This window comes from Bradyrhizobium sp. CB1717, assembly GCF_029714325.1.
Taxonomy (GTDB): domain Bacteria; phylum Pseudomonadota; class Alphaproteobacteria; order Rhizobiales; family Xanthobacteraceae; genus Bradyrhizobium.
Genome location: NZ_CP121666.1, coordinates 8,073,686 through 8,088,732, shown reverse-complemented (window position 1 = coordinate 8,088,732; position 15,047 = coordinate 8,073,686). Strand labels below are relative to the sequence as shown.

At 61.5% G+C, this 15,047-nt stretch carries 14 protein-coding genes and 2 pseudogenes; 7 read left to right on the top strand and 9 right to left on the bottom strand.

Annotation, left to right across the window (positions count from 1 at the left end):
• Nucleotides 1-385: 385 nt before the first annotated feature.
• The 7 genes and pseudogenes from QA649_RS43020 to QA649_RS37505 all read left to right on the top strand — a co-directional run.
• A pseudogene (locus QA649_RS43020) lies at nt 386-439 on the top strand (hypothetical protein); the annotation flags it as partial.
• Between the two features lie 51 nt (nt 440-490).
• A pseudogene (locus QA649_RS43015) lies at nt 491-1,121 on the top strand (trypsin-like peptidase domain-containing protein); the annotation flags it as partial.
• A 355-nt stretch (nt 1,122-1,476) separates the two neighbouring features.
• Nucleotides 1,477-1,947 (top strand): GreA/GreB family elongation factor, encoded by a 471-nt coding sequence (locus tag QA649_RS37525; protein WP_283021550.1) that lies wholly within the window; start codon nt 1,477-1,479, stop codon nt 1,945-1,947.
• Between the two features lie 240 nt (nt 1,948-2,187).
• A complete protein-coding gene (locus QA649_RS37520) occupies nt 2,188-2,703 on the top strand; it encodes a GreA/GreB family elongation factor (protein ID WP_283021549.1) in 516 nt (171 codons plus the stop codon).
• Nucleotides 2,690-3,103 (top strand): nucleoside diphosphate kinase regulator, encoded by a 414-nt coding sequence (rnk, locus tag QA649_RS37515; RefSeq protein ID WP_283021548.1) that lies wholly within the window; start codon nt 2,690-2,692, stop codon nt 3,101-3,103. Before QA649_RS37520 ends, rnk begins: the two co-directional genes overlap by 14 nt.
• 676 nt (nt 3,104-3,779) lie before the next feature.
• On the top strand, nt 3,780-3,962 hold the full coding sequence (locus QA649_RS37510) for a hypothetical protein (protein ID WP_283021547.1): 183 nt from the start codon (nt 3,780-3,782) through the stop codon (nt 3,960-3,962).
• A gap of 111 nt (nt 3,963-4,073) precedes the next feature.
• Nucleotides 4,074-7,469 (top strand): TM0106 family RecB-like putative nuclease, encoded by a 3,396-nt coding sequence (locus QA649_RS37505; RefSeq protein WP_283021546.1) that lies wholly within the window; start codon nt 4,074-4,076, stop codon nt 7,467-7,469.
• 238 nt (nt 7,470-7,707) lie between these two features.
• On the opposite strand, the gene QA649_RS37500 is transcribed toward QA649_RS37505, so the two are convergent.
• From QA649_RS37500 to QA649_RS37460, 9 genes are all read right to left on the bottom strand, one after another.
• Complete coding sequence (locus tag QA649_RS37500) at nt 7,708-8,373, bottom strand: hypothetical protein (protein ID WP_283021545.1); 666 nt, start codon at nt 8,371-8,373, stop codon at nt 7,708-7,710.
• A 154-nt stretch (nt 8,374-8,527) separates the two neighbouring features.
• Entirely contained in the window at nt 8,528-8,797 is a 270-nt protein-coding gene (locus tag QA649_RS37495) for a hypothetical protein (protein WP_283021544.1), read from the bottom strand.
• Between the two features lie 47 nt (nt 8,798-8,844).
• On the bottom strand, nt 8,845-9,114 hold the full coding sequence (locus QA649_RS37490) for a hypothetical protein (protein ID WP_283021543.1): 270 nt from the start codon (nt 9,112-9,114) through the stop codon (nt 8,845-8,847).
• 2 nt (nt 9,115-9,116) lie between these two features.
• Nucleotides 9,117-9,359 (bottom strand): hypothetical protein, encoded by a 243-nt coding sequence (locus QA649_RS37485; protein ID WP_283021542.1) that lies wholly within the window; start codon nt 9,357-9,359, stop codon nt 9,117-9,119.
• A gap of 30 nt (nt 9,360-9,389) precedes the next feature.
• A complete protein-coding gene (locus QA649_RS37480; protein WP_283021541.1) occupies nt 9,390-9,971 on the bottom strand; it encodes a hypothetical protein in 582 nt (193 codons plus the stop codon).
• A gap of 13 nt (nt 9,972-9,984) precedes the next feature.
• Nucleotides 9,985-10,548, bottom strand: coding sequence for a hypothetical protein (locus QA649_RS37475; RefSeq protein WP_283021540.1), 564 nt, complete (start codon nt 10,546-10,548; stop codon nt 9,985-9,987).
• Nucleotides 10,545-12,269 carry a hypothetical protein gene (locus QA649_RS37470; RefSeq protein WP_283021539.1) on the bottom strand — a complete coding sequence of 575 codons (1,725 nt, stop codon included), beginning with the start codon at nt 12,267-12,269 and terminating at the stop codon, nt 10,545-10,547. The genes QA649_RS37475 and QA649_RS37470 overlap by 4 nt, the downstream gene beginning before the upstream one ends.
• Nucleotides 12,270-12,348: 79 nt before the next feature.
• On the bottom strand, nt 12,349-13,572 hold the full coding sequence (locus tag QA649_RS37465) for a hypothetical protein (RefSeq protein ID WP_283021538.1): 1,224 nt from the start codon (nt 13,570-13,572) through the stop codon (nt 12,349-12,351).
• Nucleotides 13,569-14,840 (bottom strand): hypothetical protein, encoded by a 1,272-nt coding sequence (locus QA649_RS37460; protein ID WP_283021537.1) that lies wholly within the window; start codon nt 14,838-14,840, stop codon nt 13,569-13,571. The genes QA649_RS37465 and QA649_RS37460 overlap by 4 nt, the downstream gene beginning before the upstream one ends.
• Between the last annotated feature and the right edge of the window lie 207 nt (nt 14,841-15,047).

Below are 15,047 nucleotides of genomic sequence, written 5' to 3'. Positions count from 1 at the left end.
GCTGCCGCATTGGATCTGAGTCGCCCAACCCAGCGTTTTCATTGCATCGAATGGTCAAATAAGATCGTTTGTCGTCGAGGGCGGCCCAGCTTTCCGGGGGAAGAGCACCATGACCAACTCTGGACAGAGGGGTCCTGAGCGACCGTCCATAGTTCTAACGAGAATGGACCGACAAAAGCTGCTCAGGCTGCTTCAAGACTTGCCTACGAGGAGCGTCGATACGGACCTCCTCGAGAGGAGAGTGATCGCGCCGATATAGTTTCAGACACCGCCGCATGGAATTCGGCCGTTAGGCTCGGATGCCAGGTGAAGTTCGCGAGTTTGGAACCTCACATCTTCGTCGCCGCCGTCTCGTTCTTCCGGACGAAACCAGAACCCTCACTGCATCTCGGTTCTAAGTCCGATCGGCACCGCCCTCATTGGACTTGGACCTGGGCAGTCAATTCAATGGACCGAGCGTCGTCGGGAACGAAGCCTCGCGGTGCTTGAAGTGGTGCAGAACGCGAGCGAGGTCGCGATCCGGTTTTCCTAGGGTTAAACGACGCGTGTCGAGATTTTCGGCACGGCGCGCCGAATTACGACCTCGCCGTACTGCGCATCAGAAGCGCGCGCATTTTGCCGCCAGCAGTCGCGATCGACAGCTCCGCTGATCTCAAGGTCGGCCAGTTTGCGTTCGCGATAGGCAACCCCTTCGGGCTCGAGCAGTCGATGTCCAGCGGCATTATCAGCGCGCTTAAGCGGCGCCTACCGACCAGCAGCGGGCGCGAGATCGCGAACGTGATCCAGACCGATACCGCCATCAACCCCGGCATTCGCGGCCCACTGCTCGATTCCGCCGGCCGCTTGATAGGGGTAACGACCGCGATCTGTCGCCATCGGGGGGTCCAAGGCCGGCATCGGCTTTGCCGTTCCGGTCGACATAGTCAACCGGGCTGTCCCCCGAACTAATTCGCTATGGCCGTCACCGCTGCTCACGGCAAGCTGGTGTGTCGCCTCTCTGACCTCACCGATCGGATTGAGCAGATCGGGATCGGCAAGACCGTGCACCTCAGCCTGAGACGTGATGGCGAGCGCGCGATGCCAATATCGACGTCGTCGACATCGGCATCAGTAAATTGTGATAATCGGGCGGACATGACGAGCCTGTTCTTCCATGTGAGCCGCGTAGTTGGAGAGTAGCGGCTCCCCTCCGCGTCAATTTCAGTCGGAGTGACGATACGAGAACACAAAGATGGCTAGACTCTTAGTGCGCGCTTTCGCCGCAATGTTGGCCCCGCGATCCGGGACTATCTTAACACCATGACGATTTTATTCGACATCGATCCGCGCATAGCGCGGCTCTGTCCCCACGCTGGTCGCCTGCAAGCACGCGTTTAGCCGGACGGCAAATCGCGCCGTCCGGGCTCTCTTCTCATCAAAATTGTGGTTTTGCGGCTTTCTCTCCGGGGGCCCAACTTGCCATAGCAGGAGTGCGCCGTGCTGCCTCTTCCGAAGATCGCCTTGTCTGCCGCCGATCATCCTCGTCTCGAGCAACTCGCGCGCGTAGCCACTCAGCGAGGCGATATCAGTGCGATGCTCCTGATGCTGGAGATCAACCGCGCTGAGATTGTCCCAGGCGATGCCATCGATCTGCAGTCAGTCGTAACGATCGGATCCTGGATCACCTATTGGACGAATTGGGCCGTCCCGCGAAAGACGGTCCAATTAGTCTGGCCGGAAGACTGCACGTCCGACCTTGCCCAGGTATCCGTTCTATCGCCATTGGGGGCTGCATTGATCGGCCTCCACGTCGGCGACCAGATGCCGTACTTCGTCTCGGGCTGCATGAACGTAGTCAGGATCGAAAGCGTAACAGGCCCCGATACCAACGTAGTACCGCTGGTTCGTCCAGGCAGGTCCGATGACAATGAGCCAATGGATGATGATCCAGGGCCTACCGCCGCCTGATCGAGGAGTCACCATGTGTCAGAATGAGCGCAGGATTGATCACGGTACAGCACGCGGCGGAAGGTCTTCCGGTTGGCACCATATGATAATGTTCTCGATAGGTCTGCGCATATCGCGGCGATGCTTGCATACAGGCCGCGTCCGAGCAGAAGCTTAGCCGGACGGTCCTCCGGATACCTTCATCAAGCAGCTCTAGTGTGTGGCTCTCCCACGCGGCGAGTTCAAACAAGGAGGCATGTTGTGAATAACCACTATATCGCAGACATCACCCTTCCCGCGTCCGACCACAGTCGCTTGGGACGACTCGCGCGTGCGGGTGCAGATCGAGGCGACGTGGACGCACGTTTCTTGCTGAGCGAGATCGACCGTGCGGAAATCGTCCCTGATCGCGCAGCCAGATTGGACAGCATCGTCACCATGGGTTCGTGGGTGACGTTCCGCATCGACTGGAGCTTCCCTCGCGAGACGAGGCAACTGGTGTATCCCGAAGACTACACGTCCGAGCGAAGCCAAATCAACGTGATGTCACCGTTGGGCGCCGCGATGGTGGGGCTGAAGGTCGGAAGCGAAATCCCCTTCCTTACCAATGGGCGGACCAAAGTCGTCAGAATTGAAAGCGTCCGTCGAGCTGATCCGAATGATGTTGTGGGGGTCCTGTTTAGCAATCCAGTCTTCCGGGGCAAGAAGCTCTTTGATGACGATGACCCCGGACCACCAGCAGCTTGGGAAAGGAGAGAAGGCAATGTCCAAGACTAATCGCAAGGACAAGCCTGGAATCGGGTTGCCAGCCATCACGGTGTTGGAGGATGAGGCCAGGCGCCTAAACGCTCTGGCCAGTTCGAGCTCGGCACTCTTCCCGCGCGTGGCGCATTTCCTTGCTCGGGAGATGGAGCGTGCAAGCGTGGTGACGGACAATTCCGATCTGCGCGGCGTTGTCCGCATGGGCTCACAGGTGCGCTATTGCGATAATACCACGGGTGATGTGCGGGAGGTGGTGTTGGTGTACCCGCACGAAGCAGACATAACATTAAAGCGCATCTCGGTCCTTACGCCGGTCGGAGCTGCGTTGATCGGCCTGTCGGTTGGTCAAAGCATCGAGTTTCAAACCCCAGGCAATAGCAAGCGGTCCCTGACCATACTAAGTGTGTCCCACTGAAGGAAGCATGATGTGCGTGACGTTTCAACTAAGCAGGCCGCGCTAACGGTCATCAGTATCACAATCGTTCTTGCTGCGCTGCTCTACCTTGCGACTTTTTTCAAGGCTTGAAGGTCCAACCGCTAAGGTGGTCGTCGCCTCTCTCGACTTCATGATCGAGTTGAGACACCCGCCGTCACGAATTGTGCCAACTGCGGTTTTCCGGCGCCGGATGGGAAGAATGAGCGATCCGAAATATGACGATAACCATTCCGAATCCGCTTGTTCGAAAGCAGGAGCTTCCGAAGAACTTGAATGATAGGCACTGCCCGAGCATTCCGTGTTCGCTCGCGCTCATTTCCAGAGCCGCTCACTTCAAAGCCGAAGCCGCGCCTTTTCCATCGTCTCGGCATATGTGCAGCGGATGGATGTGTTCCCGAGGCCTGAACTGACGCGAAAGGATGGCGAGGCCCGGAGTGCCTAGGAGTCCGGGACCTCGCGACCGGAACGACGCGGAGGCCGTTCGGTGTGAGCAAGACACTAACGATGTTCGTTCTGTTCGCCTTGAGGCAGCTCAAATTCCCGCGACGTGTCCACCGCGGCGACCGCCGTCGCTCGGTCGTGCTGGAGATTCACGGCTTGCGTCACGCCGAACAGCTCGCCGGTCAGCTCCGCGGGAGGGCGGCGGCATTTCCCGATGGACGATGGCCTACTTCCCGACGGCGCCGACTCGCTGTTGGCCGCGCTCGCGCCGATGGTCGCCGGTACGGAGAACCTGCTGCCTTGGCGAGTATCGATTTCGGTATCCAGTTCGCGATCGAAAGATCGCGAAGCGCTGCGCTTCGGGCATCTTTCGATGGGTGCCGACTACCACCATTGATGATTGTACTTCCCTGTCATCACACGCTATGTCTCGATCGAGGAAAGGCGGCGGGATGGATCTACCGAGAAATGGGACGGCGTGGGGGCGGATCGGCCGAGGAAGGATACGATGCACAAGATCGGCGACAGGCTAAATCTCGGCGCGGGTGATCTCGTCGGTCATCTGAACTGTCGGTATCTTACAGAACTCGACTTGGAAGTAGCGTATGGCCGGCTGGGCAAGCCGCGTGTCTGGGATCCTGTCCTGGAGACGCTCGCCGAGCGCGGTGCGCTCCATGAGCGGGGCTACATTGATCACCTCGAGGCAAGTGGATTGAGGACGACCATGATCGATGGCGTAGGCATAGATCGAAGCGCGGTCGCGGCGACCACCGACGCGATGGTCCGGGGGGATCCAGTCATCGTGCAGGCAGCCCTTCACGGAGGTATCTGGAGCGGACGAGCTGACGTACTCCTTCGCATCGAGCGATCGAGCGGCCTGGGCGCCTGGTCCTACGAAGTGATCGACACCAAACTTGCACGCGAGACCAAGGGCAACACCGTCCTGCAGATTTCGCTCTATTCCGATCTGCTCCGCGAAATGCAAGGTCTGGAGCCCGAGTCGGCGTACGTCGTAACTCCGGGTACGAACTACGTACCCGAGCAGTATCGCATCTCCGACTATGCCGCCTACTATCGACACGTGCGGGCGAGCCTGGAGAGGGCAGTTTCGGACGGCGAGACCGCGTCGGCCTACCCCGAGCCGATCGGGCACTGCGAAATATGCCGGTGGCGGCGTCACTGCGACGAGCAAAGAAGGGCGGACGATCACATGTCGCTCGTCGCAGGCATCAGCAAGTCCCAGATCGGCGAACTGGAGCGGCGCGGTATCGACACCACCGCGGCGCTGGCCAGGATGCCGATACCGCTTGCCTGGCGCCCGGATCGCGGTGCCGCGAAGAGCTTCGAGAAGGTCCGCGACCAGGCGCGGATACAGGTAGAAGGCAGGAACGCGAGAAAGGTCCTGTACGAGGCTCTTCCTCCGACGCCTGGCTTCGGGCTGGCGCGCCTGCCGGAGCCGTCTCCCGGCGATATCTTTTTTGATTTCGAGGGCGATCCGTTCGTCGGCGACGGCGGTCTTGAGTTTTTGTTCGGGTACCTGTTCGCCGACGAACAAGGCGGCGAGACGTACGTCGGTGATTGGGCCTCCAACCGGCAGCAAGAAAGGGCAGCTTTCGAGCGTTTCATCGATTTCGTGATGGAGCGCCTGAAGAAATACCCCGGGCTTCATATCTATCATTTCGCGGCCTACGAACCGGCGGCGTTGAAGCGACTAATGGGACGCTATGCGACGCGGGAGAACGAGGTCGACGATCTGCTCCGCGCCGAGATATTCGTCGATCTGTTTTCGGTCGTGCGCCATGCGATCCGCGCGAGCGTCGAAAGCTATTCGATCAAGAAGCTCGAACCTCTCTATTCGTACCACAGAGCCGTCCCGCTGGAGGAGGTCGGAGCGACGATGGCGCGGACACAGGCCCGGCTCGAGATGGCCGACGCGGCGGCGATTCCGGAAGAGGATAAGGCGGCCATCCGGGGCTACAACCAGGACGACTGCGCGTCGACAAAGGCCCTGCGGGACTGGCTCGAGATTGTACGCGCGGATCTCGTCTCCGGCGGAACCGAGATCGGCCGCCCGGAGGCCTCCGAGGCGGAGATCGGCGCCGAGCTGGACGAACGCCAGAGAAAAGTCGCCGCACTCGTGGTCCGACTTACCGAAGGCGTGCCTGATGACGTAGCCGATCGAAGCCCACAGCAGCAGGCGCGGTGGCTGTTGGCGTACATGTTGGACTGGCATGGACGCGAGAAGAAGTCGGTCTGGTGGGAATACTTCCGCCTCCGCGACCTGTCGGCTGAGGATCTTCTCCACGAGCGGGACGGTCTGTCGGAGCTCACGTTTCTCGATGCGCGGGGCGGGACCGCCAAGGCTCCCGTTCACCGGTATTCGTTCGCGCCTCAAGATACGGACATCCGGGCCGACGACGATCTCAGGAGCCCCGGCGGCGACAAATTCGGGCGTGTGGTCGCCATTTCCCTCGACGACCGTACCATCGACATCAAGAAGCGCGCCGATACGGCTGGGCTGCATCCCGCAGCGGTTTTCGCGCACAACTTCGTCGACACGCAGGTGCTCGCGGACGCCTTGGTGCGGATCGGCGAATACGTCGCCGACCACGGAATCGAAGGTGAGGGTGGTTATCGGGCGGCGCGGGACCTTCTGATGGCGGTCGCTCCGCGTCTTCGGACCGGACAGCTGCGGACCGACGGCGAAACCGCGCTTGAGTCGGCCGCCCGGATTGCCGTCGATCTCGACGAAAGCGTGTTCCCGGTGCAGGGACCGCCTGGCGCGGGCAAGACATTCGCCGGGGCTCGAATGATCCTCGCACTCGCCAAGGAGAAGAGGACGGTCGGTATTACGGCCAACTCCCATAAGGTCATCCGGAATCTCATCGACGAAGTAGGAACGGCCTCGCGCGAGCAGGCCTTCGCCGTCGATTGCATTCAGAAGCTTTCCGAGATGGAGGACGATGGACCGGGCCTTCGGTTCACGACCGACAACGGAGCTTTCCTCGATGCCTTGAGCACCGGCGGTAGCGTCGGTGGCGCGACCGCTTGGTTCTGGGCCAGACCCGACGCTGCGGAAAGCGTCGACGTGCTCTTCGTCGACGAGGCGGCCCAGATGTCGCTGGCGAACGTACTGGCCGTGTCCCAAGCCGCCCGGAGCATCGTACTGTTGGGAGATCCGCGTCAGCTCGAACAGCCGATCCAGGGCGGCCATCCAGACGGCGTCGATGTCTCTTCGCTCGATCATATCCTCGGTCCGCACGCGACCGTGCCGCCGGATCGCGGCCTCTTCCTGGCGGAGACCTGGCGATTGCATCCGCTCATCTGCTCATTCAATTCGGAGATGTTCTACGAAAGCCGATTGCAGCCGCGTCCGGGCCTCGAAAACCAGGCGATCAGGTCGACCGGAAGGCTGCAAGGTGCGGGGCTTCGTTACCTTCCGGTGACCCACGAAGGTAATCAGAGTTCGTCGCCCGAAGAGGCCGAGAGCATCCGTGGTCTCGTCGACGAAATCCTGCGGTCGGGAACGACATGGATCGATCGGGCCGCCGTGGAGCGGGCGGTGGGGCGCGATGACATCCTCGTCATCGCCCCCTACAACGCGCAGGTAGCCGAAATCCAGGAGCGTATTCGCGGCGTCCGGGTCGGGACCGTCGACAAGTTTCAGGGCCGGGAAGCCCCTATCGTGATCTACTCGATGACGACATCGAGCCACGGCGATGCCCCGCGGGGCATGGAGTTCCTCTATAGCAGCAACAGGCTCAACGTCGCGACATCGCGCGCGAAGTGCATCTGCGTGGTGGTGGCGTCGCCGCGCCTGTTTGGAGTCGAATGCCGCACGCCTCGTCAGATGGCGCTCGCCAATGCCTTCTGCCGGTACCTGGAAATGGCAGAAACAATCTGAGATCTGATCACAGGGCCGTTCGGAGCCGCCCGGAGCGGCCCACGGTGCGACTCAAACTACAGGGAATCGTCCCGATGCTGCTCGGAGGTACGAGACTAAGTCGCCTCCGGCTGCCTATCGAGATGAAGTCGGGCCAGTTGAAACGCGCGCCGCTGTGGCTCCAGGAGGGGTCTTACGCAGAAAGCGCTGAATGATCTCTCTTCCGATCGCCTCCGCAAGCTGACCTGCCTCCTCGTCCTTAAAGTATCGGCCGGATTGGCTTGGGCGACATGCCACAGGCTTGCCAAATAGGAATCGGTCTTGCCCACCAAATCATCAGACGATAGATAACGCGGCCTCGGCTCAGCGCGTTGCCATTCGATGCGAGCTCGATCGGATTGTTCCTGATCGAGCGATGCGACCACGGGACAATGTCGACGGAGTAGCTTCTGGGGACGCCGACCACGCCGATGACTTCTTGGTGAAAATCGGAGCCCTCTACTGCACGCCAGAGGACATAGGAGGCGGCCTCGGCGTCGCTCGCGAAGTGGCCATGCGGATCGGCCTCGTACCTGCAGATCGCGAGCGCGCCGTCGTCGCTGCGCTGCGCGAGCAGCCATCCTTCGAGCGCGCTCACGTCGCCGTGGCCGGCATATTCTTCGATCGCGGAGTAGTCGATGTCCAAATGCGACTTGAGGGCCTCGTAGTCCCGGATCCCGCGGATATTGCGGACCACTTCCCTCAGTCTAACCCCGGGCAAGGAGGCCGCGAGCAGCTTGGCTTCGCGCTCCATGTCTTCGGGAAGGTTGTCGGCGCATACTCCTTCGAGATACTCTATTATCGTCCATGCGAAGCGCAGGCGCATGTCGTAGTTCACGATCCGACGGATCTCGAAGGTTTCCCAATCTACTCCGGTCTGCGGCATGAGCGTCAGTCTCCATTCGGCCGGCGGTGCGGCGCGCGCTCAAACATGATTTCGCCCTGCTTGTCGGTCTCCATCATGAGGCGCAACAAATCGGGAGCTTTCCGGCTGCGGTTCGCCGTCCGGGCTTTCCTGCACCATTCAGGCAGGCTTCTGCTCACGGAAAGGCCGTGCGATTCCGGATCTTCAATCGCCGCGAAATTTGCGTTGAGCAAACTGTCGAGCAGGTCGTCTTTTCCGCTTCCGACGCCGGCACCATGATGCCGTCGACATCGATATCGACCTTGACGAGGCGAGCCAAGCGTCGGTCGAACGCGAACCGGCAGGACCGTTCCACGTCGATAGAACGGCCGGCCGCCTCTTGAATTCTCCAGATGTGCGTCCAGCCGGGGCCGACATCAGGATCGGCGACGATATATCTGGCCATGCTTCTGGTCCTTCCTGGGCGTGTGCGGGTTGCTGCTCGGCTGACCGTCAGTCTCGGCCCGGCTGGGCGGTGCTTGCATCGGGAATGCCGCGGTCTTCGTCTTCTAACGGCGCGAGAAGCTTGCCCATCATCTCGATGAACAGGTGGAATTCCGGAATCGCTTTCCGAAAGATATCGAGCCGATCGACAGTAATCTGCCCCCCGCAGATATCTTCGAGATTGGCATAGCGCCGGCTATCCTTGTCGGTCTCCTCGATCGCCCCACGACTGACGATGGTCCCGCCAGACTTGGAGTACTCGATGGTCGCGTTCGTCATTGTTAGATCCTTCGTGTCATGGTTCGGCGGAAGTCGGACAGCGTGCGGACGGCGCTGGTTGGGTCCTGATGAACGCTGGTCATGGGCGGCGCCGCGAAAGCGAGATAGGCAGCCGAATAGAGGCCTCCATGGGCCCGGACATCGTTCATGCGGAAGTAGCGCGAAGAAATCGGAACCGCATTATCCGTCCGCGACTTGGAACGGTTTTCAGCGGGCATCGGCTTGGGATTGTCGTAACTCTTCATGTGCTCTCTCCTCGCGGGACCTCGTATGCGTCAGAACAGCGTCGGCTCGTCGTCACCGGCCCGCCTGCTGCGACGCCTACGCCTCGCCGTCGGTGCACGCGGTGCAGCCCAGTGCTGGCACCACGCCAGGTGGTGCGCAATCGGCACGCTGTACACGTAGCTCACCATGGGCGGCAGCCGATCGTTGAAGAAATGCTGCCGGGCATGTCGGGCGAGAAGACCGCGTTCGACGAGCAAAGACAGCGTCTTCTTTGCGGCCTTGGGCTCAGCACCTGCGGCTGCGACGTCGAAGGCTTTCCTGGCCGAGGCGGGAAGACCTTCGCAGGGGTGAGGAAAGAGTAGCGGCATGTCAGACTCCGATCCGCGGGCGGGCGGCGCTGAGCCGCTCGCGACAGGCGTCGAGGTCCGCGAAGGCCTCGGCGAGTCGTCCTGCGCGTACACCTTGCCCGTGACCTTCGTCGTGAGCGCCAGCGCGTCCGCTTTGCGGACGCCTTGGATGGACGGATCGGGAAGACCCTTGGCCCAGAGTCCCACCGCCATTCGCATGAACGAGATGGTGAAGGGATCGAGAGAGGGCCTGTCGTCGGACGTCATCAGTTCGTTCGACTGCATGTCGCGGTGCCTCCTATTCATCGTTTTCCTCATCGCCCCGTCGTTTTCCGCGCTTTGCGAGCCTACGCCTCTTCTTCCGATCGGCTTGCGCTGCGTCGAGGCTTCGCTCGTGTTCGCGCTGCTTCTCGATTCTCGATCTCGTCTTGTCCTCGATTTCCTTGGCATGACGCTCGTGCGCTTCCCGGGTAATCTTGGTCGAAACCTTTGTTTTGCGTTCCAGCTCGTCGAACGAGTAACCTAGGCGCCGCGCATTAAGGGTCATGGTGAGAATGTACCCACGAAGATTGGCGTTGTGCGCCTCCAGCACCCGCACGCGCGCGCGCAAGTTTCGTTCTATGTCCCGCTTGGACGGAAGCTCGTCGATGCTCGTGATTTCGCCGAGCCGGATGCGATCGTTCTTCGCGGTCACTCTCTCGACGATGGCGCGTTTGCGAAGCGCGACGATCGAGAACTCCTTGCCGATGATGCTCGGGCACGCCTCTTTGATCGCCGGGAACTTTACCTTGCTCGTCTGTTCGTCGATCCATCCGAGAATGAGCTCGATATCGTTCGGCTCCAATTTCTTCTTTTCACTCATGTCTGCCAGTGTTCCGGCATCCGCTCGACATTCGTGGCCCGAAAGGCGTGCATGACCTTTTCGGCGATCTCGGCCTCCGTCTCGCGGACGTAACCCTTGACGGCAGTGATGGACACGTGCCCCGTCCATTCCCTGAGCTGGGCGAGCGAGATGCGGCCGGATCCGACGATCGTGATCAGCCAGCGGCGGAATGCATGCGGCAACACCACGATAGGATCGCCGTTTGCCTCCCGGCTATCGTAGCGGCGGAACACGGAATGGGCGTACTTCGATCCACGCATCCAAACGCGCAACTGGTCGATGGTGATGGGCCGCACAACAGGCATGAAGGTCTGCCGCGCCGTCGCGAAGAAATGCTCCGGAAAAAGGAACAGCGTCTCGGACAAGGGCTGCGGGAGACCCCTTCCGGGACGATGCATTTCGGCGACCACGCGCTTCAGATCGCTGCTTGCGATGCAGCGTGGCCTGACCGCCACTCCCATCTTCCGCAGCCAGCGCCGCAGCTCGGTCACCGGAAGCGCTGCGGAGAGTTCAGCGCAGGTGAAGTATGGGCCGGGGTGGTTGCGAATGAAGTCGGCTGCCGCGGAGTGAAGTTGCCGCGTACGGGACCAGCCGGCCGGCGTGCGGGCGAGCCCTTCTTCGAGGTCGACGCGCGCCACGGCCTCTTCCAGGACCGGCACCTCGTGTCTCCCGAGCCAGTCGGTCATCTGTTGCCGCGACTTCCACAGCGGTTCGGCCAGATCCTCGACCGGCATCAGCTCGCGATCCCTCAACGGAGCGGGCAGCCAAGCGCCGGCGCCGGATTCGTAATGGCGGGCGATCTCGCGGGCAGGCGCCGAGAGGATCTTAGCTGTGGCGATGGCGTCTCTCACGATCGGAACCACCTCCGAAATGATCGCCTTGTGATCGTACCGCTTGTTCTTGACGTCGTAGAAGGAGAGGCCGTACTTGCGGAGTCCGGGATCCGCGGCGTCGTACTCGGCGGCCGAGGTCTCGCGCCCGTCGACGAAGAAGCGTTCGCAGTGGATGCCGAGCTGAAGGCCCTCGATGCCCCGCAGCGTCGTCCACTGAATGACCTTCACCACGCTCATCATGGCGACGTCCGAAAGCGAGCGGGCTTCCGAGTCGATCCGGGCGAGGGCCGAGAACACCGCCGGACTCGGCAGGGACGCGTCTTGGGAGTTCGCCGAGGTTTCCTGCGTCGGTGCAGGTACGCTCGGTTCGTACTCGATCTCATCCCAAGTCAGACGGTACACGTTGCAAACATGGGCGATCGTGTAGAGATCGAACGATAGACAGTACCGCGTGTGGTCGGAATATCCTTCCGTCCACTCGGCGTCTTCGAAGTCCGAGGTCGTCAGCTCGGCGGGCGACGAGACGCCGCGCTGTTGGAGAGGTTCGTACAGGCACCGGGCTGCGCGCATGATGCGATCGTAGGTCGGCGGACCGTGATGCTCCTTGTGCTCAAGCAGCCGCACCAAGCTCTTGACGAAGTTTGAATATGCCGGCGCGAACGGCGCACGCAATTTCGCTTCGTTTTCGGCTTCTTCGCCGCCGGGCAGCTCCGTGAACCACAGTGCATGCGCTTCGCGCGAGACCGTCGCCTTGGCGTCCGCGATGATCCATTGCACGGCGTCGAAAACGAGGTCGGTACCGAATGCGCCGCACGATCGTGCGGCGGCTTCCATCTGAGTGAGATTCAGTTCCGGATCAGGGCCCATGTCGCGCCTTGCGAGCGCGATGGGGAGCGGTCGGCGGAGCCGTTCGCCGCGCGTCGACCGGTTATGTCTTCCGTGGACTTCAGTCATCATTCGCCCCGAGCCTGACCTTCCGGAACTTCAACGCGATTCCGTCGGGCGAATCCTCGAGTGCGGGAGCAACCGGCACGTACGATTCGCCAAGACCGACGAGCCGGTCACCGAGCGCCCTCTGGACTTGGTCGAGAACCAGTATGCCTTCTGCGGCGTAGTGACCGATGTGACGCGTGCTCTGGTGACCGCCGATGAGGGCGATGACTTCGGCGGGCAGTCCATGCCGCTGGGCTTCGGTCATCACGGTGCGTTTGCCCGTGCGCGCAGTCATGTGGATCGGGTCCGCTCCGACCAGGCGGCACAAGGCGACGACGGTTTCACGGAGCAGGACGGAGACTTCGTTAGCCGTCATGTGCAATGCATACTGGCGTTCCGGGCAATTTGCCGCTGCGTGGCTAGGCTTCGGCCCCGAACGCATAAACAGCGGCACGGCGACACCATCGGGCAGCCCAATGCTGCCGTCTGGCCAGACCATCGCCGATGCGAGTTCGGCGTTCCGCGCAGCCAACAGGCGCATGTCGCACGCGAGATGGTTGTCAATGGGAAGGCCGCGCAGCTCGGACCGCGGCTTACTGTGCCCCTTCTTATGCTGCGCCACTCCGAACTTGGGTCCTTCGTGGCTATTCGACAGGTCGGCACCGCGCGCGAGCGACATCGGGTCGGCGTTGGGACCGAGGGCGAGCGAGTAACCGAGCGCTACCCGACCATCGAGGGGCAGCGCGGCGCGGTGCAGAGCCAGTTGCCGGCGCAGGAATTCGTACTGTGCGGAGGGGAGGGGAGGATTGCGTCCCTGATCCGCGCTCGCTGTGCGATGCGCGCCGATCTTCACCGAGTCCATGACCTCAGACGAGTCGCGATCGAAGCCGCGCAACCGGACACTGCAGCGGTAGAACTTCCGGAAGCGATTGATGCTTGCCTTGTCGTGCGGGATCAGCGCGCGAAGTTCGTCGAAGGCAGCCTCAGTCAGGGCCGGCAGTTGTGCGGAAGGGCATTCCAGGAGCGGTTTGATGCTTCCATTAACGAAGTCGCGAACGCAGGAGGCAGCGCCGGTACGCACCATCCGGGTCGCGTAGCGCTTGGCTGCGTCGACGACGTGCGTCGGCAAGTCTTTCGTTGGGGTCCAATCGATGATGAACTGCTTTGCGCCCTTATAGAGGGTCCAGACGTCTCCGCTGACGTCGACGTCATAGCCGCCCTTCGCTCTCACGATCATGACGGGAGCGCCTCGACCATGTTCGCTTGGCTGCGCAGCCAGGCGTCGGTCGCACGTTCTGCCTCCATGTTCGCGTAGCGATCGAGCATGATCGAATGGGGTTCCCAACCGAACATGTTCTGGGCGACGCGGGAAAGGTCCAAACCGCTCTCCCGGGCAGCCTTCACCAACTCGTCCGCGCGCGAATTGCGGAGCCGGCCGGGCGACAGATCTGCCGGCAGTTTGTCCGGAAACGTCTCGCGGAGCAGGCGAAGCCGATCGTAAAGGACAGTGGAAGAGAGCCTCCCGCCGCGAGCGCTGACGAAAATGTACGGGCACTCCTTGAACCGCGCCAATCCTTGGAAATTCCCTCTTGCCTTCAGGCGCTCGCCGATGAGGGGACGGTGATTGTCGATGAGATCCTGCAGCAGGTCCGCGCACCAGGGAGGAATGCGCAGATAGCGCGGCGACTTCTTGAGCGAGACCGGCATTCCGGAACGGTCGTATCTCAAATCGGTCGGGAGGAGGCGCAATGCTGCGCCACCCTCTCGGTCAACCAGATCGGTGACCTGATACAACAGGACTTCCCGGGCGCGGTGCCCGAGGAGGCGATACAGTACGAGGATCACGAACAGCATCTGACGATCGACGCCCCACGGATTGAGCGGGTGCGCGGGGTGGATGACCTCGTCCAGGAATTTAAGTTCGGCCGGCTCCAAACCCTTCCGCGGATCTGACGCCGCCGAGATCATCTCTTCTACGAACTGTTGTTCGACGTCAGCGATGACGTCGCGCGCGTGCGCGTGTTGGAGAGCATCCCGCCGCAGCTCCCGGAGCGAGAGCTTGAGCACGAAGACGATGAATTTCTTGGCAATGTCGACGCGGTTCATCCATTCGACGTCGCCGACGTGGAGGGCCGTGGACCGACCGGACTCCGCGTCGGCACCGCGGATGGCTGCCGTGCGAGGGCCGACAAACTGCAGGGCTGCGATAATATCGATGACGTGATGATCCCAGAGTCCGTCACCGGTCAGGATCGAATCCAAAAGCTCGACACGACGAGCTTTGAGCAAATCCAGGACATTCGCGATCGTCCACGCCATTTTGTTCAAACGGCTGACCGAGAGCTTGCGGTGGCCCGCGAGAAAACGCGTCACGATACTGAGCGGCACGCCGTCGACGCCCTCGACCGTCACGAACGGCTCGAAGCCCGGCCCAGAGCGAAGCACTCTGGCGGTGTGGAGCTGCGGGGCGCCGTAAGGGCGCATCGGGGCCGAAATGGAGACCATGACTGGACTCCTATTCTGAGGTTGTTGTAGAGTCAACAACACTCAAAGTGTATTCCCCATGTGCCGATAATCGGGCCTAAGCTGCTAAAATGAGCGGAAAGAGCAGTCTGAGGGGCGCGAAAGGCGCCCGAATGGCTTGGGCGGAGGTCGCCCGAGCAGCCAGCGAGGCGCTAGAAGAAGCAGGCTCCTCGGCGTCGATGCGATCCC

What these genes read in the sequence shown, in the direction of transcription:
- rnk (WP_283021548.1), top strand. Translation starts at nt 2,690, where the DNA reads ATGTCCAAGACTAATCGCAAGGACAAGCCTGGAATCGGGTTGCCAGCC.
- QA649_RS37510 (WP_283021547.1), top strand. Translation starts at nt 3,780, where the DNA reads ATGGACGATGGCCTACTTCCCGACGGCGCCGACTCGCTGTTGGCCGCG.
- QA649_RS37505 (WP_283021546.1), top strand. Translation starts at nt 4,074, where the DNA reads ATGCACAAGATCGGCGACAGGCTAAATCTCGGCGCGGGTGATCTCGTC.
- QA649_RS37500 (WP_283021545.1), bottom strand. Translation starts at nt 8,373, where the DNA reads ATGCCGCAGACCGGAGTAGATTGGGAAACCTTCGAGATCCGTCGGATC.
- QA649_RS37495 (WP_283021544.1), bottom strand. Translation starts at nt 8,797, where the DNA reads ATGGCCAGATATATCGTCGCCGATCCTGATGTCGGCCCCGGCTGGACG.
- QA649_RS37490 (WP_283021543.1), bottom strand. Translation starts at nt 9,114, where the DNA reads ATGACGAACGCGACCATCGAGTACTCCAAGTCTGGCGGGACCATCGTC.
- QA649_RS37485 (WP_283021542.1), bottom strand. Translation starts at nt 9,359, where the DNA reads ATGAAGAGTTACGACAATCCCAAGCCGATGCCCGCTGAAAACCGTTCC.
- QA649_RS37480 (WP_283021541.1), bottom strand. Translation starts at nt 9,971, where the DNA reads ATGCAGTCGAACGAACTGATGACGTCCGACGACAGGCCCTCTCTCGAT.
- QA649_RS37475 (WP_283021540.1), bottom strand. Translation starts at nt 10,548, where the DNA reads ATGAGTGAAAAGAAGAAATTGGAGCCGAACGATATCGAGCTCATTCTC.
- QA649_RS37470 (WP_283021539.1), bottom strand. Translation starts at nt 12,269, where the DNA reads ATGGGCCCTGATCCGGAACTGAATCTCACTCAGATGGAAGCCGCCGCA.
- QA649_RS37465 (WP_283021538.1), bottom strand. Translation starts at nt 13,572, where the DNA reads ATGATCGTGAGAGCGAAGGGCGGCTATGACGTCGACGTCAGCGGAGAC.
- QA649_RS37460 (WP_283021537.1), bottom strand. Translation starts at nt 14,840, where the DNA reads ATGGTCTCCATTTCGGCCCCGATGCGCCCTTACGGCGCCCCGCAGCTC.